Raw genomic sequence first — 22257 nt, 5'->3', positions numbered from 1 at the left:
TTTGCTATACTGTGGTGATGAATTAAGTTAAGAAAGTGAATAATTATGAAGAAAGGTAACGATAATTCTAAGAAGATTGTTTCACTTAGAAGTCGTACAAAAAAACAAGATAAAAAGCCTTTAACATATGTTCAAACGGTACACAAACGTCGAGTCATCGCAATTACTACGGTGATTTCTCTTGTGGTACTCTTTTTTGGCTATCAAATCATTCGGGCAAAATTGGCTCAAAATGAAATTAATAATACGATTATTACCACTCAAGATAAATTAAAGAAACAAAAGAAAGAAAACGAAGAACTTAAGATTAAAGCTAAGCAATTACAAGACGATGATTATATTCAAAAAATCATTCGTTCGAAATACTACTATTCCAAGGATGGCGAACAGATTTACTCCATCCCTGGTGGGGATAATATCGAATCAGATAGTAAGTAAAATCATCATGATGGCACTTTTATTGGAGAACAACTGTGGATTTATACAATCAGTTTAAAAAAGAATTAATCAATTTGAATGAAACTATCACTGGGAATAAATATCTCTTGGCTATTTCTGGCGGTGTGGATTCAATGGTGTTGTTAGATTTATTTGAACAACTGCAACGTGAGTTTATGTTTGAATTCGAAGTAGTGACAATTAATCACCAACTTCGTGAGCAAAGTCAAAGTGAAGTGGATTACTTACAAGAACTTTGTGAACAAAAAAATATCAAATTACATATTTATAATTGGAAAACTGAAGATAAGAAACAATCGGGGAGTAATGAGAATGCTGCCCGCAATTTTCGTTACCAAAAATTCCTTGAGACATTACAAGATCGAGAAATTAACAATCTAGTCTTAGCTCATCATAGTGATGATCAAGCAGAAACAATTTTGATGAAGTTAATTCGTAGTGGCAATATTGCGGAAGTTCAAGGAATGTTGCCAATTCGAAATTTGAAACAGAATAACTTGTTAAGACCATTGCTAAAATTTTCTAAGCAAGAATTAATTAACTACGCCAAAAATCAAAAATTAACTTACTTTGAAGACGAAACAAATTCAGAAAACTTTACAGTTCGTAATCGATTGCGAAATCAAGTATTACCTGTTTTAAAGAAAGAAAATTCTAAATTATTAGAGCATTTCAACGAATTTGCCAATCAATTGCAAACAAGTAACTTGGTAGTTGAAAAATATTTTCAACCGATTTTCTTAAATGATCTGACTAAAGACTTACATTCAGGAACTCTAAAAAACTTAAAAACACTTAGTTACCAAGAGAATATCCTATTTTGGAATTTGTATAAGAAAAAGAAACAGTTGTTTTCATTAAATGATCGGCAAATTGAACAAATTAGTGATTGTGTAAAATCAAGTAAACCTAATCTAGAAGTAGATTTAGATGATAACCTTGTTTTTGTAAAAGACCATGACCAGTTTTATTTGGAAGAAAAACAAACTTTTCCTCCTATTAATACTGCTTTGAAAATGAATAAACGAGCTAAATTGAACAACAATGTTCAAACAGCAATGTTAACTGATGAATTTAAAGTCAGTAATTCAATTAAAATCACCGTGGACCAGGTTCCTAAAAAAATTGTTTTGAGAACCAGACAACCTGGAGATGTGCTTACTTTAAACGATAATAAGCATCAAAAATTAAAAAAAAGAATGATTGACTTAAAATTATCAAAAAAACAAAAAGAAAAAGCCTTGATTCTGACATTTGATGATAAAATTGTATGGGTAGACGGAATATATAATATTTCGAATTACGAAAAGGGCAATAAACAAAATTTTTATCTACAAATAAAAGGAGATCTCAATGAAACTAAGTGATGATATTGAGAAAGTTTTAATTAGTGAAGAACAACTAGAAGCAATTAATACCCGACTAGCCAAGGAATTGAGTACCGACTACGCTGAAAAAAATCCAATTTTTGTTTGCGTGTTAAAAGGAGCTGTACTATTTTTAACGGATCTAGTGAGAAAGATGGATTCACCGGTAGAAATTGAATTTATGGATGTTTCTAGTTATGGTGATGAAATGACTTCTTCAGGGGATGTCAAAATCTTGAAGGACTTGGATGTATCGGTCGCTGGTCGTGACGTAGTCTTCATTGAGGACATCATTGATACTGGTTTGACTTTGAAGTATTTAATTGAATTATTCAAAACTCGTCAAGCTAAGTCAGTGAGAATTTGTACATTGTTAGATAAAGAAGAAAATCGTCAAGTTAACATTAAGAGTGATTACGTGGGGACAACCGTACCGAACGAATTCGTTGTAGGATATGGTTTGGATTTCGCTGAGAAATATCGTAATTTACCATATATTGGTGTTTTGAAACCTGAGGTTTATCAAAATTAGTTCAATAGTATATAAATAGCTAAATTTATATTGTTATGGTACTATTTTGATTATAAAAATTTAGGAGGCAACATTTTGAAGAACAACAGAAATCGGCTATTAAATAACAGCCTATTTTACATTTTAATTTTTGTTGTTTTGGTATTAGGAATGAGTTGGGCTGTCGGTAATCGTGGCGGTTCACAAACTAAAGTTGTTAGCTCTACAGAGTTCATTTCCAAATTACAAAAAAACAAAGTTAAAGATTTTTCAATGCAACCAGCAAATGGAACTTATCATGTGTCTGGTGAATTTAAGAATAAGAAAACTGATAAAAAAGATAAAAAGAGTCAAAAAGCTCCAAATTCCGTTTTAGATTTATTGAATGGTTCGTCTAAATCATCTCAATCTGAAGCAACCCGCTTTACTACAACGGTGCTTCCTAATGATGCAACCTTAAAGACAATTAATGATTTAGCTGTCAAAAATAACGTTAAAGTAAAGGCACAAGAAGAATCACAAACTGGTGCATGGCTTAACATTGCCTTGTTAATTGTACCTACTATTATCGTGTTCTTCTTCTTGTACATGATGATGAGTCAATCTGGTGGTGGCCAAGGTGGCGGAGCCGGCAGAATGATGAACTTTGGTAAGACCCAAGTTAAACCAGAAGATCCTAAGAAGAATCGGGTTCGTTTCTCTGATGTTGCTGGTGCAGAAGAAGAGAAGCAAGAACTTGTTGAAGTTGTTGAGTTCTTGAAAGACCCAAGTAAGTACATTTCTCTGGGTGCTCGAATACCAGCCGGTGTCTTGTTAGAGGGACCTCCTGGTACTGGTAAGACTTTACTTGCTAAAGCTGTTGCTGGTGAAGCTAGCGTTCCTTTCTTCTCAATTTCTGGTTCAGACTTTGTGGAAATGTTCGTTGGTGTCGGTGCTAGTCGTGTTCGTGACTTATTCGAAACCGCTAAGAAGAACTCTCCATCAATCATCTTTATTGATGAAATTGATGCCGTAGCTCGTCAACGTGGTAACGGTATGGGTGGTGGAAACGATGAACGTGAACAAACCCTTAACCAATTACTTGTTGAAATGGATGGATTTACTGGTAGTGAAGGTGTAATTGTCATTGCAGCTACTAACCGTTCTGATGTCTTAGATCCAGCCTTACTTCGTGCTGGTCGTTTTGATCGTAAAGTGCTGGTTGGTCGTCCTGATGTTAAGGGCCGTGAAGCCATCTTGAAAGTTCATTCTAAGAACAAACCATTGGCTGACGATGTTGACTTGAAAGTTGTTGCTCAAACAACTCCAGGTTTCGTTGGTGCCGATCTTGAAAACTTACTTAACGAAGCTGCTCTAGTTGCTGCTAGACGTGGTAAGACAAAGATTGATAACAAGGATATTGATGAAGCAACTGATCGTGTTATTGCTGGACCTGCTAAGAAGGATAAAACTATCAATGACAAAGAACGTAATGTTGTTGCATACCACGAAGCTGGTCATGCTTTGATTGGTTTGGTATTAAGCGACTCACGTATTGTACGTAAAGTTACAATCGTGCCTCGTGGACGTGCTGGCGGATATGCAATTATGCTTCCAAAAGACGATCAATTCCTAGCAACCAAGAAGGAACTAGATGAACAAATTGCTGGATTATTAGGTGGTAGAACTGCCGAAGAAATGATCTTTAATGAATTGTCATCTGGAGCTTCTAATGACTTTGAACAAGCAACTGCCATTGCTCGCGAAATGGTTACCGAATATGGAATGTCTGAAAAACTCGGTACAGTTATGCTTGAAAAAGAAAGTCAACGAGGATATGGTCAACCGCTATATTCACAACAAACTGCTAAAGAAATCGATAACGAAATTAGAGATATTATCGATATCCAGCACAAACGTGCTCGTGAAATTCTCGAATCACATCGTGAACAACACAAAGCAATCGCTGATGCTTTATTGAAGTATGAAACTCTTAATGAAGCTGAAATTCTTAGTCTCTTTAATAATGGTAAGATGCCAGAAAAAGAAACTGATGAATTCCCAAGCGAAACAGCAGCAACTTTTGATGAAGCTAAAGCTGCATTAGAAAGAAAAGATGCTCAAAAACAAACTGAAGAAGGAACTATCGAGAAAAAGACTGATCAAGAAGATCACGCTAAAAACGATACTCCATCCGAAGAAGGTTCAAAAAAAGAAGCTACTGATCAAGAAACTCCAAAATCTGATACTAAAGATGACGAGTAAGAATTGACTCCTTTGGGGGTCTTTTTTTATGAAAGGAATAACAATGAAAGATTACTTAGTCAAAGCAATAACCAAAGATAATAACTTCCGGGTCTATTGTGTGGATGCAACTGCATTAGTTCAAGAAGCACATCTCAAACACGATACGTGGGTAAACTCAACCGCAGTGTTGGGACGTACTTTGATTGGAACACTTCTGATTTCAACAGCATTATTAAAAAACGATGATCAATTAACCGTGCGTTTAATCGGTGATGGACCAGTTGGTGGTGTGGTTGCTGATGGTAATTCTAAAGGAACAGTCAAAGGATATATTAATAATCCTCATGTCAGTTTAGACAGTAATGCTCAAGGAAAAATTGATGTGGCAGCGGCATTAGGAACAAAAGGAAGTTTGACTGTAACCAAGGATCAAGGACTTAAAGAGCCATTTACTGGTCAAGTAGGGCTAGTTTCTGGTGAAATTGCTGAAGACTTCACTTACTACATGGCTAAATCTGAGCAAACTCCTTCGGCAATTGGCTTGTCTGTTTTTGTACAACCAGAAGAGAGTGTTGAAGCTGCAGGTGGATTCTTGGTGCAGACTTTACCTGATGCAGACGAAGATGCAATTACTAACTTAGAAGCAAAGCTAAAAGACATGCCTCTGGTTTCAAAATCTCTACGTGAAGGCAAAACTCCCGAACAAATTATTTTTGATTTATTTGATGAAGATAACGTCAAGGTATTAGAAACGATGGATGTAGAGTTCAAATGTGATTGCACTAAGGATCGTTTCAAAGATGCTTTAGCATCGATTGATAAAAAAGATTTACAAGAAATTATTGATGCTGATCAAGGAGCAGAAGCGGTCTGCAAGTTCTGTGGTAAGAAATATCAGTTCACGACTGACGAATTAAAGGAATTAGTCTAGAACTCAATCTTGTCACGCCTTGATTTCTTTGCTATCATTAATCGGATAAAAAACTTTGGAGATATTAGATAAATGGAATGGAAAATTGGTGATGTGACAATCCCTAATCAAGTGGTTGTTGCACCAATGGCAGGAATTACAAATGCTTCGTTTCGCCTTACCGCCCGCGAGTTCGGGGCTGGATTAGTTGTTTGCGAAATGATCAGTGATCGAGGCATTATCTATCGTAATAAGAAAACTTTGAATATGTTGTTTGTTGATCCTAAAGAACATCCTGTTAGTATTCAAGTTTTTGGTGGCACGAAAGAAACGCTTGTTGAAGCGGCTTCTTTTGTTGCTGAAAATACAGAAGCAGATATTATTGACATCAATATGGGTTGCCCAGTTAATAAGATTGTCAAAACTGATGCCGGTGCTCGTTGGTTGCTAGATCCTAATAAAGTATATGAAATGGTGCATGCAGTAACATCTGCTGTTGATAAACCAGTCACTGTTAAAATGAGAACTGGTTGGGATGAAGATCATATTTTTGCCGTAGAGAATGCTTTGGCTGCCCAAGAAGCTGGTGCTGCAGCGCTTGCTATGCATGGTCGGACTCGTAAGCAAATGTATACTGGATACGCAGACTGGGATATTTTACATGATGTTGCTCAGGAACTAACTATTCCTTTCATGGGAAATGGTGATATCAAAACTCCTGAAGATGCGAGAATTATGATTGAAGAAGTTGGGGCTGATGCAGTAATGGTTGGTCGGGCTGCTTTAGGTAACCTATGGCGCCTAGAAGCAATGAATCATTATCTAGAAACAGGTGAATTAATTCCTGAGCCAACTCCATCACAAAAAATTCAAACAGCTAAAGTTCAATTAGACCGTTTGATTGATTTAAAAGGTGAGTATGTCGCGGTTCCAGAATTTAGACAACAAGCTGCTTATTACTTAAAAGGAATTCCACGTGCTGCTCGTGTCAGAGCTGCCGTAATGAAAGTAAATACTCGTAAAGAAGTATTTGATATCTTAGATGACTTTATTGAGAAACTTGAAAAAATAGAAGTAACAAATAAATAAACTGGAGGAAATATTTTGGCAAAGCTAACTGGTGAACAAAGACAAATGAATGATCAATTAAAGGCCAGACGAGACAAAATGAATGAATTGTCTGAACTAGGAATTGATCCATTTGGTTCAAGATTTGAAGTGCAGAACACTGCTGCAGAAATCCATGAAAAATACAACGATTCTGAAAAAGAAGACCTTGATGAAAAAGCTCTTACAACTGTTATTGCAGGAAGAATGATGACCAAACGTGGTAAGGGTAAAGTTGGATTTGCTGATATTAAAGATCGTACTGGACGTATTCAAATATATGTTCGAAAAGATGTTGTCGGTGAAGATAATTATTTGATTTTCAAACGTAGTGACTTAGGTGACATTCTTGGTGTGACTGGCGAAATTATGAAGACTGATATGGGTGAGTTAACTATCAAAGCCACTCATCTGACAATGCTTACCAAGGCTCTTCGTCCACTTCCAGATAAATATCATGGACTAACAAATATCGAACAAAGATATCGCCAAAGATACCTTGATTTGATTACCAATCAAGAAAGTTATGATCGTTTCGTTAAACGTACCAAGATTATTTCTGCAGTTCGTCGTTATTTAGATGGTGAAGGCTTCTTAGAAGTTGAAACTCCAGTTTTAGGAACACGCGCTGGTGGAGCTGCTGCCAAACCATTCATTACTCATCACAATGCCTTAGATATCGATATGTATATGCGAATTGCTCTGGAGCTACCACTAAAAGAATTAATCGTTGGTGGAATGGAGCGAGTATATGAGTTGAGCCGTGTCTTCAGAAATGAAGGAGTCGACACTCATCATAATCCTGAATTTACTTCGTTAGAGACTTATGCTGCTTACTTTGACTTCAACGATGTGATGGACGAAACTCAAGGGATTTTCCAATTTGCTGCCAAAGAAGCCTTGGGTACTTTACAGTTCACCTACCAAGGAGAACCTGTTGATTTGGAAAAACCTTTCCATCGTGTACATATGGTTGATGCAATTAAAGAAGTGACCGGAATTGATTTCTGGAAAGAAATGACACTTGATGAAGCTCGTCAATTAGCTGATGAAAAACATGTTAAGTATGAAGAATACTGGCAAGTTGGTCATATCATTAATGAATTCTTTGAAACATTTGTTGAAGAAACAATCAAAGAACCGACCTTTATTTATGGACATCCAGTTGATGTTTCACCACTAGCTAAGAAAAATGCCGATGATCCAAGATTCACTGATCGTTTTGAATTATTCATCCTTGGTAATGAGTATGCTAATGCCTTTACTGAATTGAATGATCCAATTGATCAAAGAGAACGTTTTGAATCACAAGCAGAAGAACGTGATGCTGGAAATGATGAAGCCGAAGGAATTGACGAAGACTTCATTGAAGCGCTCGAATATGGTTTGCCACCAACAGGTGGATTGGGTATAGGGATTGATCGTCTAGTAATGCTACTAACTGACGCTGCCTCAATCAGGGATGTCTTGTTATTCCCAACTATGAAACCAGAACATCATAATGACTAAAACACCTCCAAAGTGAGGTGTTTTTTATTTTCGTTGGTTGAAAAGACGTTCAAATTCAACAATTAGCTAGGAATGAAGCGTAAAAAATCCTTTTTTGATTAACTTTTTATTGTTATACTAGGCATAATTATATATTTATGCACTCGGAGGAAACGGTATGAAGAAAAGAGCGCGAATTTCCGCAAATAGCCTGATTATGGTGCTATCTGTTTTGGCTGCCGTGGCGGTTGAACCAGTCTTAGCGATTTCTAACAGCCAAGCGCTGGAAATGAACGCCCAAAAAAGTCTGATGAAATCAGATAAGGGGACTAAAGCTACAAAGCCTGTGGAGGTTGGTATAAATGCACCGACTACCTTCCAAACATATGTGGATCCAGTGACCAATGTAGGTCCAAAGGAAGTAAATGTTTCACTGAATGTTGCTATTAACCATGAAATCTCAGATAAGACCGTAATTGAAGTGCCTTATGGATTCAATCCTAATTCTGGAGATCCAGTCTTCAAGAATTTTTCAATGAGCGATCCAATCTTTAGTTTTATTGATCCGGGTGTACTAGAGCCCAGTTCAGTTGTCTCTTCATATGAAAATGACGAAACTAATCAAAAGCTAATTATTCATTTAAAGAAATCAAACTTAGGTGTTGAAACATTAAATTTAAGATTTAAATTTAACGACAAATACAATGCCAAAATTCCAGCTGGACAAATTATTTGGAACAACTTAAAAGCTACCGTAATTGATAAAAATGACGGAAGTGTCATTAGTGAATCAGCTATAAAAACGATTAAATCCACTGCAGTAGATGGCATGAATACTTACCAAATTTATGGAACACCTATTGATGATAAGTATGTTGATGGCAAAATTGGCATGAGGATTATCTATAATAACAACAAGAATCTCATTTCTTTATTAGATGGTACAAAGAATAACCGGCTATTTATTGAAGTACCAACTGGTACCGTAATAGAAGGAGCTAACGGCTATTACAGCACACAAGGATTCACTTCTGCCGATGATAACAATATTCCAACTGGCTATACTAGATATTATCGAACGATTACTGATGATGCGAACACCTTCAACAATTGGAATTATGCGAATGATGTAAATACAAATTTCAAAGACTTAGAATTAAAATTCACACTACCGAATACGTTTAAGATAGGCGACAGTTTTCATATTGGAAGTGGAATGATCTACACCAAGGCTAATGGTGAAGAAAAAACGGTATCCAGTAGTAAGAATTTTACAAAAACGGAGCAATCAGAATTTAAGGTATATCAAGGAACTACAAGTCATCGAGTTGCAGATTCAGTTGGACTTGCAACTGTGAATTTAGCTGATCCTGCAAGTGTCTCGGGAAGTATTAGTACTTTTGGTTGGACTTCATATGTTCATCAGTGGACATTCAAAAACATTGGTACGAAAGATGTGAAGAATACTAATTTTGTTGTTTATCAAAAAAATACTGATTCTTCAAAAATTAATTATCAGAAATTCACTGTAAGAGGGTTCACTGAGTCTAAAGCAGTACTGCCAACATATTGGAAAGTTAAATTTGAAATCAAAAATGCTTTAACAAAGACAACTCGCACAGTTGAAAATTTCCCAAGAATGGGAACTTTTGATGCTCAGTTACCTGACTTAAATGACAATGAATATATTGATAAAATTCATACTATTCCTATGGGTGCAGATGGAATAACTGAAGGGCACTTAAATCCTAAAAATGGAATTGCAGTAGCTTATTCTGCAAAAAACTGGGGAAATAATAAATGGCCTGATGGGACGAATATTCTAAAGAATCAAAAATATACAGTTCAAACAGGTGCAGCCAAATATTATGATGATGAAACTAATCCATCAAAAACTGTTCCAACAGTTATTGAACAGGATGCTGGAACTGTCTACTATGCACCTAGCCAGTCAACTCAAGCCCGAGCTCAATTTGTAAGTAGCAATGCTAAAGATAAAAAACCGGGTGAAACAGTTGATTATCAAATTCAAGGATATAACGAAGTTGGGGCTATCGGTGATTGGACCAATCCAGAAGTAGTTGTAGCTGTGCCAAAGGTTCTCGAACTTCAGAATCCTTCAGCTTATAAAGACTTTGTGGATGAAAAGAATAAACATACTTATCCAGGATCGGTAAAAGTAACTCTGGTTTCCTCCGATAGTAACTATAACTATTACAAATTCAATGCAAATGGTGTGGGGTATAAAAATACGTCAATTATTTCATTTAGTATCCCAGTTCAATTCAAGGTCAAGAGTGGCGCACCAGTAGCAACGTATCCAATTAAAGCTGTGGCAGCCAGTCACAATGAACCATCGTTTGTTCAATTGTCTAAAGCAACAAATAACCTAGCAAACGATATAGCTCAAAAAATGGGTTACGATAACTCAAAAGAAAGCTCATATTCAGGTTATACAACTGGAAACACTGCAATGAACGTTGCTAACGCAAGTAAGATTGATGGCTCTAGTGCTGGTCGTAAAGGTGTGAGTGATGCATGGTCAAGCTTAACTAATTTTGCCGTTGACAAGGGTAGTTCACCACAAATGAAAGCCACAATCGAAAACACTGGGAATACCATTTTTGGTAATGTGCGCTTGTATGATATTCTTCCTTCAATAAGTGATGGTCGTGGTTCAACTGGCCAAGTTGCGTTCGCTGGATTAGACAGTGCATTGACCGGTGCCAAGGTTTATTACACAACCAAACCAGTTTCAGATTTGCCAAAATATGATACTGACTTACAAACTTGGAACGCAGCGAAACTAAGTTCATATGGATTTACAACAACTAAGCCAACTGATGTATCAACAGTAACTGCGGTATTTATTGATTTTGATGCCACCACAATTAAACCCAATGAATCATTGGATACTGTTTTGAATTTCTTAGTTCCCAATGCTAATAATCAAAAAGCTATTAATCAATTCCAATACTCAGCTAAAGAAGTTGGTTCAGAAACAACTTTCAACGCTAATAGTAAATTAATAACCTTTAGTACTGAAGTTGCACAAGTGAACTATGAAGAGAACTTACCTGGATTTTTACTTGAAGGTGTCGAGCATGCTACCAACATCCCTGTCAGTCAAGGTGAACTATTAGATGTCTTTGGCAATGGAATAATCAAACTCTCAACTGATGTTCCAACTTTGCCTGGATACGAATTTGTGAAGTGGGTTGATAAAAATGATTCCAGCAAGAGCTATCAACCAGGTGAAAACGTTGCATTCAGTAACGGTATTAATAAGATTGATTTACAAGCTGTTTGGAAAGCTAAATCAGTTAACGTTACCTATGACGGTGGTGGTTATTTTGGAGTTATTCCTAGTAAAACAGTGAAGAACTATGATATTGGCGACAATGTTAATTTAGCCGATGTCACAAAACCAACTAGAATTGGCTATACATTCTTAGGTTGGAATAGTTCAAAAGCTGCTACAACACCTGATTTCAACGATGGAACACGTATCGACTTTCTGACCGATAAGACTGTTTATGCTGTTTGGAAAGCTAATCAATACACGGCAGTATTTGATCCTAATGGTGGAACAGGCTACATGGCTGATCAAGTTAGAATCTATGATGTTACGGAAAACTTGAGTAAAAATCAATATACTCGTGAAGGCTACATCTTCGCAGGTTGGGCACTAACTCCGGATGGAAGAGCTGCTTTTCAAGACGAAGATGAAGTGACTAATTTAGCAACTGAAGAAGGCGAGCAATTCAAATTCTATGCCGTGTGGAAAAAAGATTTAACCGAAATTAAAGCTAAAGATTCAACTATTCATGTTGGTGACAAGTGGGATCCAAAGGATAACTTTGTTTCAGCTAAAGACCAAAACGGTAACGAGGTAACAATTGATAAAGTAACTTTACCTTTAGCCTCTGCGGTTGATACCACCAAAGCAGGTAAATATGAAGTTACGTATTCATACAATGGAGTTACCGCTAAAGCTGCTGTGACCGTTCTGCCTGACTTAAGAACCATCGAAGGTGAAGATTTCGAATATCGTCTAGGTGAAACTAAACCAGCAGTTGATGATTTCAAAGCTAAGGCTACTGATATTGACGGTAAAGCAATTGACGTGACTGCTGACTTATCAGGAGTGAACTTTGATAAAGTTGGAACTTATGACGTTGTTCTTAAGACAAAAGATGGACAAGAAAAAACAGTTAAAGTAGTTGTGAAAGATATTGATTACACTGTCTCCTTTGACGCCAATGGTGGTGAAGGTACCATGGCCGACTTATCAGTTGTTGAAAATGCCGCTGTTAACTTGCCAGAAAATACTTTCACTAACGAAAACTATACTTTCGTAGGTTGGTCAACAACTGCCGATGGTAAAGTTGAATTCAAAGACGGACAAGAAATATCTGCTTTGACTAAGAAACATGGTGATACAGTTACACTATATGCAATCTGGGAAAAAACAGCTGCAGCTCCTGTAACAGTAGAACATGTTGATGAGCAAGGAAACAAACTTGCTGAAGATGTTGTACTTAAGGGATTCTTGGGTGAAAGTTTCACAACACCTGATCCATTGGAGATTAAAGGATACACCTACAAACAAGGTCTGATTAAGACTGTGATGACAGGCGTATTCACTTCAAAAGCACAGACAATTAGTTTTGTTTATGTTAAAGATCCAGTAGCTAAAGATCTCACCAAACCTGGAACAAAAACAGAAGTAACAACTACAACTAAGACTGTGAAAACAAGCAAAAAAGCATTACCAAGAACTGGTGATGAGAGAATTCTAGGGAATGTATTTAGTATTCTTGGGGTCAGCCTACTATCAATTCTTGGTTTAGCAAGGTTGAATCGTAGAAAAGAAAACAAATAGATAGTAAAAAAACGCCGTAACATTACGACGTTTTTTACTCTTTCTAAAATGATAATTAAATAACTAACAAATGATTGTGTCTATATTATGGGAAAAGAGGATTTAACTATTGAAAAAAATACTAAAAATAATTTTACCGTTGTTATTAATAACTGGCTTGGTAGTTGGTTGTGGAAATAACAAATCTACTAGTCAGTCAAAACAATCGGAAAAAGTAATAAATAAAGTTTTCGTTAATGAAAATAAAAGGGCAAAAAATGTAGTAACTTATTATGCTCACGGAGATAAAATTTTTAAATCCACTGAGAGAAGTGAATATAATTTTTCAGAATATAGCGAAAGCTCCGTGGATAAGACCAAGGAAAGATTCCGAGAAATATCTGAGGAACATCAAGGTGTAAAAGGAGTGAAAGAAAAACTCGAATTTAATGAACAAGAGAATACTGCAACTAGAACTCTAATCGTTGATTATACGAAAGTAGATAAAAAGAAATTACTCGATTTATCAGTAATAGTTGGAACAGACAAAAATGGAAATTATAGTCTTAAAAAGACTGCAAAAGAATTAAAGTTATATAAATTTGAAGAAAAGGAAAAAATGGTTGATTCTTTAACTACAGAAAGAAGGTAAGAATATGATAGATAAGGAGCAAAGTTATGAGTTTGAATACTGTAATGCTCATAGTCATTATTATTGCAATGGCAATCGTTATCTTCATTTTGATTATGAAAAACATTGTCAGAGATTATAAAAATACTCAAATAAAAGATCAGTTAAGAGAAACTCATGGCCAATTTCTTCAGGATGATGAGATGAATGAAATTGAAATTGTCGGACTAAGTTACGGTCTGCCATTGTTTGAATATCAGCAAGAAGATAACATTCAAGGTTTAACTGAGAAAAAACCAGTTGATATCTATAAGTATGAGAATTATCTTCGCAAGCGTTGGGGAATTAGTGAACATGATTCGGCAATAAATCGATTAGGTCTGCTAGCAGATTTGCAAAATTCAAATTGGCAAAGAGATAGGATTTTGGTTGATGAATTGGAAGCTAGAGCTGGCAAAGATGATTTTGCTAGAAAAACTCTGGAACGATTAAATGATGCAACACAGATGTATAAGAGCGAAATGAGCAGTTACAATTTTGAAAGAGTAAGTAACAATCAGTTAATGGTTACATGTTTAGCGGCGGGAATTATTGATGTAGAAATCTCTGATAAATATTTAATCGAAAATACTGGATATGCTCGATCTTTAGAAAAAGCTCTCCAAGTAATCGAACCTAGTGAGGTTAAAGAAGTATATTCAACATATGCTTGGGACATTTGCCGATTATCAGCTTTTGCAAAATGGTCGTTTTGGCTAGGCTATATTTCTAGAAAAGAGATGGATAGATGTTTTGATGCCTGTCGCGAGTTAGTACAGAAAAATGGTGACAGTTGGGAAGAATATGGAGTGTCATTTTTGTTGGGATTGACTCTTGACGGACTAAATATTAATGATTATGCCGACTCAACTAGGTATGTGATACATGAAGTACTCGAGAAGCAAAATGTACAATTCAAATAATTTAATTACATAAACAAGGAGATAAAACATGGATACAAATATAATTTATATAATCGTCGGAGTAGCAGTAGTTTTTATCATTTACATTACTTTTATGGCAAGCAAGAGTAAAAAAATCAATCAGAAGAAAGGTGCTAATGCTCAGTTCATTCAAGATGATGAAATGAATGCGATCGAGAAGAAAGCTATTAATTATGGACTTCCTCTCTTTGAGTACCGAATGGAAGGTAACATTCAGGGATTATCTGAAAAGAAGATTAACTTTATTGAATATGAAGGTGGATTACGGCAACAATGGGAAATTTTTGATCATGATTCAGCAATCGTACGATTGGATATGCTTGCAGAGTTAAAACGTTCGAAATCACAAAAAGCTTACTATCTTGTTGAAGGGTTAGAAGCTAGTGCTCGGTCAGATGAAGAAGCCCAGGGGATTTTGACCTCTTTATTAAAAATTGCACAAGAGTACAAGGATGAAAATCCAGATCTTAAGGATTTAGAAATCAAAGATATGTTAATGACTCTAGTAGCTAATGACGCCATTAAACCGGAAATCCCAGAAAAATATTTCTTTGATAGTAAAGAATATGCAAAAGCACAAAAGAAGGCCATTAAAGCAATTAAACCTAAAAATGTGAAAGAATTATATCTTACATACGGATGGGATATAGTTAGATTGGTTGCTTTAGCTAAGTGGTCGTTTTGGCTAGGCTATATCTCTAGAGAAGAAATGGATGGTTATTTTTCTCAAGCTGTCTCATTGGCAGAGAAGAATGGTGAAAGCTGGGAAGAATATGGAGTATCATTCTTATTGGGTAGAACTCTTGATGGGTTTGATATTGATGATATAGCCGGTGAAACCAGTTATGCTGTTCATAAAGTTTTAGAAAAACAAAATGCTCCATTCTAAAAAACACTCATTTTTAAATGAGTGTTTTTTTATTTACCCATTGGAATTCGCTTAATTAGGCATTATAATAGCATTGTAAGCGATTACAAAACATATAATATAAAAGAAAAGGGGTTTACCGTATGAAAGCAGCAGTATGGCATGGAGTTAAAGATGTAAGGGTTGAAGATGTTGAATTGAAGCCACTTAAAGACAATGAAGTAGTAGTAAAAGTTGCTTGGACGGGTATTTGTGGAAGTGACCTTCATGAATATCAAGAAGGACCAGTGTTTATCCCAGTTGATAAAAAAGATGAATTAACCGGAGGCTTAGCACCATTAACAATGGGTCACGAATTCTCTGGTGTGATTGAAAAGATTGGTAAGGACGTTACTAAATACAAAGTTGGTGACCATGTATCTATCAATCCGACAGTTACTAGAAGAAATTTGCCAGATGATGTTGATATCTATGAAGGATACAGTTTCATCGGTTTGAGTTGTGATGGTGGATTCACAGATTATGTGAATGTACCTGAAGATAATCTATATTCACTACCAAGTGATTTCCCATTAAGATTAGCAGCTACAATTGAACCAACAGCTGTTGCTATGCAAGCTATCAAAGAAGGAGGAGTTCAAAGTGGCGACTCAGTTGCTATCTTTGGCTCAGGACCAATTGGAGTTTTGGTTGCTGCATCGGCTAAGGCTGCCGGAGCAAAGAATATTATCGTGATTGATCTTTCTGAAGTTCGTTTGAAGAAAGCTATGGAAATGGGTGCAACTCATGTATTGAATCCAAAAGATGGCGACGTTATTGCAGAAATTAAAAAGATTGTTCCTGGTGGCGTCGATGAATCATTTGAAGTTGCCGGCGTTCAACCAACCTTTGAACAAGCAATTGATGCAACTAAGGCTAGAGGAATGATGACAATTGTTTCAATTTTTGCTCATCCAATTGAATTCAATCCAATGCAATTGATGAACTCAGGAGTAAAAATGACTACGACAATTGCTTACTCAAGAGAAACCTTCCAAAAGACAGTTGATTGGGTAACTAGTGGCAAGATTAACGTTGAACCGGTAATCACTAAAGAAATTGCTCTTGATGATATTGTTGAAGATGGATTTGAAGCTTTGACAAATGATAAATCACAAGCAAAAATTTTGGTTGGATTTAGTAAAGAATAAATAAATTAAAAAGCTTGGTTATTTTAGCCAGGCTTTTTTGTTTTCTCAAAAAACTATTGCTAAATAGTGATGGGAGTTTTAGAATTATTTAAGTAATGCGGGTGTAGTTTAGTGGTAAAACCACAGCCTTCCAAGCTGTTGTCGCGAGTTCGATTCTCGTCACCCGCTTAATTAATGTAAATAAAAAAGTACTTCGAATTAAGACTGTATAATCTTAAAACGAGGTACTTTTTTTATTTTGCGTATTTAATTGATACTAATGCGAGAAGTAACAATGAGAAACAAAAAGCCGGAAGTACAAATAATGATCCGTTGTGAAGCAAACTAATGATGAAAGTACAAATGCTGACAATAATATAATAACCGAGACTTAAGAAGGCGCCTGCGGCTCCGGCAACTTCTGCGAATTTCACCAATGCTAAACTTAAACAGTTGGGGAGTGCCATTCCGACTCCAGCTAATAGGATAAAGATTCCCAATATATACATCACTATTTGAATCGTTATGTTTAGATTACATAATGAAATAACTCCTAGAAAAAGAGCACCAGAGAGTGCCAACTTAATGCCACGCTCTACTATTAGTTGAGGTTTGTTTTTCTTTAATTCGTGATTAGAAAGCCAAGCTCCTAAAATGGTTGCCGTCGCAACGACAAAGCCCATGAATCCATACTGACTCTGAGTGAAATGAAATCTTTCAATAAAGACAGCAGGAGCTTCGGAATGATAGCTAAAAAGAATTCCATTGAAAATTCCAATCAAGAAGCCAAATACGACTGTATAGCGATCTAATAATATACTTTTACCAATATTTAAATTTTTCTTCACGTCAAATTTTGTTGATGTAATCGTTCCGGTTTCGGGAAGTTTACTTAAACTCCAGAAGAGTAGGGTCATCCCTATTATTACTAAGAATACGAAAACAGTTTTGAATCCGTAATAATCACCAATGAATCCACCAACCAACGGACCAATTGCTGGTGAGAAAGCAAGTGCCGCCGAAATTTTACCAAAGAGTTGATGTCTAACTGTACCTTGATAGTTATCTCGCAGAATTGTCTGAGTTGTAACAGAGCCGGTGCTAGCACCAAATGCTTGCACAAAGCGACTAACAAAAAGTAATTCAATATTTCTTGAAAGTACACACATTATGCAACCAAGGATATATATCAAAATTCCAAAGTTCATAGCTTTTCTACGGCCAATATAATCCGAACTGATTCCCCAAAAGAAAACTCCTAAAGCAAACGCTACAAAATAAATACTCAAGGTCATCTGTGCAACATTCAGTTGAACGTTGAAGTTACGAGCAATCTCTGTCAATGAAGGTGTATATATGGTTTCACTGATTTGTGGAAAGCCAACTAGACAGATGAGTAATGCTAGACTAATTTTCTTACTTTTATTATTTTCGATGTTTTTTTCCAATGTTTTAAAACTCCTAATTCGTTAATTATCTGGGAAAAAAACATCCTCTACAGGGAAATGGTGGAATCATGATTTTTATCCAATTATAAAAATTCATGTAATCACCCCTTTCTGTGTGCAAGTATTTAGTTACTTGCTCAATGCATACGAGAATATCATGAATCGAGATTCAAAGCAATTTACCATTGCCAGCAATAACCTTGCTGTGATAGTCTATTTAAGAACTAAAATAACGGATGACAGAGAGCATCCCTTTTGGAGGAAAATTGAATATGAAATCTATGACGACGGCGCCAAGCCAACATCGGATAAGTGGATACCAAGCTAAGGTAGTAGCATCTACCACTGCAGGATTTGGATTAGAGAATATGGACGTGATGTTTTTGTCCTTTGCTCTTTCATCTATAATCAGTCAATTGCATTTAAGTAGTATGCAGGCAGGATCAATAGCAACGGTAACAAATATCGGAATGTTGTTGGGTGGCGTCTTTTTTGGTGTTTTAGCCGATCGGATCGGTAGAATTAAGGTATTTACATATACGATTTTCATCTTTGCTTTAGCGACTGCAGCGATGTCCGTAGCTAATAATTTATGGACGATTTATCTCTGCAGATTCATTGCTGGTATTGGTGCTGGTGGTGAGTATGGAATTGGTATGACAGTTTTAGCAGAAAGTTTTCCTAAGAAACAATTAGGAAAGGTTTCATCGTATGTTGGGATAGCTGGTCAGATTGGAGCAATTGGAGCATCATTACTGGCAACACTTATCTTACCAATGTACGGATGGCATGTATTATTCCTCTTTGGACTATTTCCAGTTGTAATAACTTTCTTTATTAGAAAGCATTTAGTTGAGAGCGCAACTTTTAAGAAAGAAAAAGAACAAAGAGGTCAAATAAGAGCATTGTTTCAAACTAAGTCCTTAGCATATCAAACAATCGCACTAATGATTATGGCAATTGTTCAAATTGCCGGATACTTTGGCTTGATGAATTGGTTGCCCACAATTATGCAGAAGCAATTAAACTTATCAGTTGCAGGTTCATCAAGTTGGATGTTATCGACTATTTTTGGAATGTCGATAGGGATGCTTACTTTTGGATGGATCTTAGACAAGATTGGTCCTCGAGTAGCTTTTGGAATTTTCTTAGTTGCTTCAGCTTTAGGAGTCTTCTGGTTAACATTGCCTAGAGATATGATGTCATTATTATTTGTTGGAACAATGGTTGGGTATTTTTCAAACGGAATGTTTGCCGGATATGGTGCGGTTGTCAGTCGTCTCTATCCAACCGAAGTGCGTGCCACTGCCAATAATGTAATTATGAATGTGGGACGATGTGTTGGTGGGTTTTCTAGTTTGATTATTGGTTGGATTTTAGACAACTATTCAGTAACAACCGTGATGTTCTTCATTTCAGCACTCTATATTCTTAGTTTCATAGTCATGCTTACGGTTAAGAATTTAAAGGCAGCTAGTTATTTCGGCGATTAATTTAATATAAATATGAAAGCTATCAATTTTGATGGCTTTTTATTTTGCAATTAAGTCAGAAAGTTTTATACTGTTTAAACTATTGTTATAATTGATAGAAATAACTAAGTGAGGCAATGAATGATTAACAAATTTTCAGATAGCGCCAAAACCGTTTTGGCATTGGCTCAAGAAGCCGCAAAAAGATATCGACATAATGCAGTTGGAACTGAACATATTTTGCTTGGTCTAACGCAAGAAAATAATGGAATTGCCGGAATTGTTCTTCGTGATATGGCTGTTCAAGCTAACGATATTGATGAAGAAATCGAAAGCTTGACTGGATACGGCAATACTTCATCTAAGTCAGTCAAAAATATCGAACTTCCTTTTTCTGCCAAATCTCGTGCTTTGTTACAGACAGCTGACGAACAAGCTGCTTTCATGGGAACAGAAAATATTGGAACTGAACATTTATTATTGGCACTTCTAACCAACGGCGATTCCTTGGCTAATCGGATTCTTATTAATTTGGGCGTTAGTGTCACCAAACTTCGTGAACATCTCTTTAATGAAATCGGACTACCTAAGAAAGCTCGGAATAGTGAGCAATTTAAGCGTGCTCTGAAAAACATTTCAGATCAAGAACAAGCAGGAACTCCTACTTTGGATGCACTAGCTCGTGATCTTACTGAAGTGGCTCGTCAAAAGATGTCAGATCCAGTGATTGGTCGCCAAAAAGAAGTGAAGCGAACGATTCAAATTCTAAGTCGTCGTACTAAGAACAATCCAGTCTTAGTTGGTGAACCTGGTGTTGGTAAAACAGCTATTGTTGAAGGATTAGCAACGGCAATTATCAACAAAGAAGTACCACTTGATATGCAAAACAAACGAATCATGATGTTAGATATGGGAAGTTTGGTTGCTGGAACTAAGTATCGTGGTGAATTTGAAGATCGTATTAAAAAAATCATCGAAGAAATTTATGATGATGGACAAGTCATCTTATTCATTGATGAATTGCACACCTTGGTTGGTGCCGGTGGAGCTGAAGGTGCAATTGATGCTTCCAATATTTTGAAGCCAGCACTAGCTCGTGGCGAGTTACAATTAATCGGTGCAACAACCCTTGATGAATATCAAAAATACATTGAAAAAGATGCTGCTCTTGAACGTCGTTTTGCAACAGTAAAAATTGAAGAACCAAGTAAAGATGAATCATATCAAATTCTTGAAGGTCTAAAGAAGAATTATGAGGAATTCCACAAAATTGTGATTTCTGATGAAGCTATTAAGGCTGCGGTTGACTTATCGAGTCGGTATTTAACCAATCGCTTCTTGCCAGATAAGGCAATTGACTTGGTTGATGAAGCAGCTGCCAAGGTTAGAATTAGTGCTGCTAATGGTTCAAAGGCTAAACGAGTTGATAAGATTCAAGATGAATTGAAAGCCAAAATTGACGAAAAAAATACTGCCTTAGAAAACCAAGATTTCGAATTGGCAGCAACTTATCGTCAAGAAGAAAAGAAGCTCCAAGACAAATTAATTAAGCTAAATGATCGTAATGCTAATGGCATCAATGAGAATGTTCAAGTTGGTGATGAGGATATTGCTCAAGTGGTTTCCCAATGGACAGGTGTGCCAGTTGAACAAATGAGCAAAAAAGAAAGTGAACGTCTAATCAACTTAGAAAAATCACTGCACAAACGAGTGATTGGACAAGACGAAGCGGTGGATGTTATTTCTAAATCGATTCGTCGAGCAAGAAGTGGAATCAAAGATCCTAATCGTCCAATTGGTTCTTTCTTATTCTTAGGACCAACTGGTGTTGGTAAGACTGAATTGGCTAAAGCATTGGCTGCTGAAGTATTCGGTTCAGAAGATGACATGATTCGTGTTGATATGTCTGAATTTATGGAACAATATTCTACTTCTAAGTTGGTTGGTTCTGCTCCTGGTTATGTTGGTTATGAAGAAGGTGGTCAACTGACTGAAAAAGTTCGTAATCATCCATATTCAGTATTGCTTTTAGATGAGGTAGAAAAAGCTCATCCAGATGTCTTCAACATTTTGTTACAAGTGTTAGATGATGGTTATCTAACTGATGCCAAAGGAAGACGAGTGGATTTCCGAAATACAATTATCATCATGACTTCTAATCTTGGTGCAACTAAGCTTCAAGAAGAGAAGAATGTTGGTTTTGGCAACAGCAACAACGTTCAAAACTATGAAGCTATGAAGAAAACTATCTTTGAAGAAATGAAGAGTTTCTTTAAACCAGAATTCTTGAATCGTTTAGATGAGTTTGTTGTCTTTAAACAACTTGATAAGAAGCAACTTCGTCAAGTAGTTAAGATCATGGCAAAAAATATCACCAAACGTTTGCAACAACAAGATATTACTTTGAAGTTCACTGCTTCGGCTCTTGATATCATCGTTGATAAAGGTTACAGCAAGGAATATGGAGCACGTCCTTTAAGACGTGAGTTGCAACGAGAAGTTGAAGATAAATTAAGTGAATTGATTTTGAATCGTGAAATTGGCGATCATGCCGTCGTAACTGTCGGTTCCAACAAAGGTGTAATTGAATTAAAAGTTACAAATTCTGAACAAGTTTTACAGTAAGCCAAGTCATTGACTTTACTAGTGAAAGAGAGTAATATATTTGACAGATTCATAAGTGATGAAATGTCGCAATCGATCCTGATCTATTGTCCAGGAACGGTAATAAAAAGCAAAAGTAACAGCGTTACT

At 36.2% G+C, this 22257-nt stretch carries 15 protein-coding genes and 1 tRNA gene; 15 read left to right on the top strand and 1 reads right to left on the bottom strand.

Features of this window, described 5'->3' with window-relative positions; translation table 11 throughout:
* Positions 1–45: 45 nt before the first annotated feature.
* The 13 genes from Q2T76_RS00795 (at position 46) to Q2T76_RS00735 (ending at position 16772) form a co-directional block, all read left to right on the top strand.
* Positions 46–438 (top strand): septum formation initiator family protein, encoded by a 393-nt coding sequence (locus Q2T76_RS00795; protein ID WP_302083187.1) that lies wholly within the window; start codon positions 46–48, stop codon positions 436–438.
* Positions 439–473: 35 nt separating this feature from the next.
* Positions 474–1826, top strand: coding sequence for a tRNA lysidine(34) synthetase TilS (tilS, locus tag Q2T76_RS00790; protein WP_302083185.1), 1353 nt, complete (start codon positions 474–476; stop codon positions 1824–1826).
* Positions 1813–2358, top strand: coding sequence for a hypoxanthine phosphoribosyltransferase (hpt, locus tag Q2T76_RS00785; protein WP_302083183.1), 546 nt, complete (start codon positions 1813–1815; stop codon positions 2356–2358). The genes tilS and hpt overlap by 14 nt, the downstream gene beginning before the upstream one ends.
* A 75-nt stretch (positions 2359–2433) precedes the next feature.
* Positions 2434–4581: an ATP-dependent zinc metalloprotease FtsH gene (ftsH, locus tag Q2T76_RS00780; protein ID WP_302083181.1), complete on the top strand. Its 2148-nt coding sequence runs from the start codon at positions 2434–2436 to the stop codon at positions 4579–4581.
* A gap of 43 nt (positions 4582–4624) precedes the next feature.
* Positions 4625–5494 (top strand): Hsp33 family molecular chaperone HslO, encoded by an 870-nt coding sequence (gene hslO, locus Q2T76_RS00775; protein WP_302083895.1) that lies wholly within the window; start codon positions 4625–4627, stop codon positions 5492–5494.
* A 72-nt stretch (positions 5495–5566) separates the two neighbouring features.
* Positions 5567–6562, top strand: a complete 996-nt coding sequence (gene dusB, locus Q2T76_RS00770) for a tRNA dihydrouridine synthase DusB (RefSeq protein WP_302083179.1) — start codon at positions 5567–5569, stop codon at positions 6560–6562.
* A 45-nt stretch (positions 6563–6607) separates the two neighbouring features.
* Positions 6608–8089 carry a lysine--tRNA ligase gene (gene lysS, locus Q2T76_RS00765; protein WP_302083893.1) on the top strand — a complete coding sequence of 494 codons (1482 nt, stop codon included), beginning with the start codon at positions 6608–6610 and terminating at the stop codon, positions 8087–8089.
* A gap of 157 nt (positions 8090–8246) precedes the next feature.
* Entirely contained in the window at positions 8247–12953 is a 4707-nt protein-coding gene (locus Q2T76_RS00760) for an InlB B-repeat-containing protein (protein ID WP_302083177.1), read from the top strand.
* 109 nt (positions 12954–13062) lie between these two features.
* Positions 13063–13584 (top strand): DUF1307 domain-containing protein, encoded by a 522-nt coding sequence (locus Q2T76_RS00755; protein WP_302083176.1) that lies wholly within the window; start codon positions 13063–13065, stop codon positions 13582–13584.
* A 26-nt stretch (positions 13585–13610) separates the two neighbouring features.
* Positions 13611–14525, top strand: a complete 915-nt coding sequence (locus Q2T76_RS00750; protein ID WP_302083174.1) for a DUF1266 domain-containing protein — start codon at positions 13611–13613, stop codon at positions 14523–14525.
* Positions 14526–14553: 28 nt separating this feature from the next.
* Positions 14554–15435 (top strand): DUF1266 domain-containing protein, encoded by an 882-nt coding sequence (locus tag Q2T76_RS00745; protein WP_302083172.1) that lies wholly within the window; start codon positions 14554–14556, stop codon positions 15433–15435.
* 122 nt (positions 15436–15557) lie between these two features.
* Entirely contained in the window at positions 15558–16604 is a 1047-nt protein-coding gene (locus Q2T76_RS00740; RefSeq protein ID WP_302083170.1) for a 2,3-butanediol dehydrogenase, read from the top strand.
* A 97-nt stretch (positions 16605–16701) separates the two neighbouring features.
* A tRNA-Gly gene (locus Q2T76_RS00735) sits at positions 16702–16772 on the top strand.
* A gap of 65 nt (positions 16773–16837) precedes the next feature.
* On the opposite strand, the gene Q2T76_RS00730 is transcribed toward Q2T76_RS00735, so the two are convergent.
* A complete protein-coding gene (locus Q2T76_RS00730; protein ID WP_302083168.1) occupies positions 16838–18031 on the bottom strand; it encodes a multidrug effflux MFS transporter in 1194 nt (397 codons plus the stop codon).
* Positions 18032–18303: 272 nt separating this feature from the next.
* Here Q2T76_RS00730 and Q2T76_RS00725 point away from each other — a divergent pair, with 272 nt between their 5' ends.
* Positions 18304–19524 (top strand): MFS transporter, encoded by a 1221-nt coding sequence (locus Q2T76_RS00725; protein ID WP_302083166.1) that lies wholly within the window; start codon positions 18304–18306, stop codon positions 19522–19524.
* A gap of 120 nt (positions 19525–19644) precedes the next feature.
* Positions 19645–22128, top strand: coding sequence for an ATP-dependent Clp protease ATP-binding subunit (locus Q2T76_RS00720; RefSeq protein ID WP_302083164.1), 2484 nt, complete (start codon positions 19645–19647; stop codon positions 22126–22128).
* Positions 22129–22257 lie beyond the last annotated feature (129 nt).

This window comes from Lactobacillus sp. YT155, assembly GCF_030504545.1.
Classification (GTDB): domain Bacteria; phylum Bacillota; class Bacilli; order Lactobacillales; family Lactobacillaceae; genus BQUT01.
Note: the sequence above shows the minus strand (reverse complement) of the source record. Positions and strands in the feature narration are given on the sequence as shown.

Excerpts from the sequence above, each read along its gene's own strand:
- Q2T76_RS00795 (WP_302083187.1), top strand. The coding sequence starts at position 46 with ATGAAGAAAGGTAACGATAATTCTAAGAAGATTGTTTCACTTAGAAGT.
- hpt (WP_302083183.1), top strand. The coding sequence starts at position 1,813 with ATGAAACTAAGTGATGATATTGAGAAAGTTTTAATTAGTGAAGAACAA.
- hslO (WP_302083895.1), top strand. The coding sequence starts at position 4,625 with ATGAAAGATTACTTAGTCAAAGCAATAACCAAAGATAATAACTTCCGG.
- dusB (WP_302083179.1), top strand. The coding sequence starts at position 5,567 with ATGGAATGGAAAATTGGTGATGTGACAATCCCTAATCAAGTGGTTGTT.
- lysS (WP_302083893.1), top strand. The coding sequence starts at position 6,608 with ATGAATGATCAATTAAAGGCCAGACGAGACAAAATGAATGAATTGTCT.
- Q2T76_RS00760 (WP_302083177.1), top strand. The coding sequence starts at position 8,247 with ATGAAGAAAAGAGCGCGAATTTCCGCAAATAGCCTGATTATGGTGCTA.
- Q2T76_RS00750 (WP_302083174.1), top strand. The coding sequence starts at position 13,611 with ATGAGTTTGAATACTGTAATGCTCATAGTCATTATTATTGCAATGGCA.
- Q2T76_RS00745 (WP_302083172.1), top strand. The coding sequence starts at position 14,554 with ATGGATACAAATATAATTTATATAATCGTCGGAGTAGCAGTAGTTTTT.
- Q2T76_RS00740 (WP_302083170.1), top strand. The coding sequence starts at position 15,558 with ATGAAAGCAGCAGTATGGCATGGAGTTAAAGATGTAAGGGTTGAAGAT.
- Q2T76_RS00725 (WP_302083166.1), top strand. The coding sequence starts at position 18,304 with ATGAAATCTATGACGACGGCGCCAAGCCAACATCGGATAAGTGGATAC.
- Q2T76_RS00720 (WP_302083164.1), top strand. The coding sequence starts at position 19,645 with ATGATTAACAAATTTTCAGATAGCGCCAAAACCGTTTTGGCATTGGCT.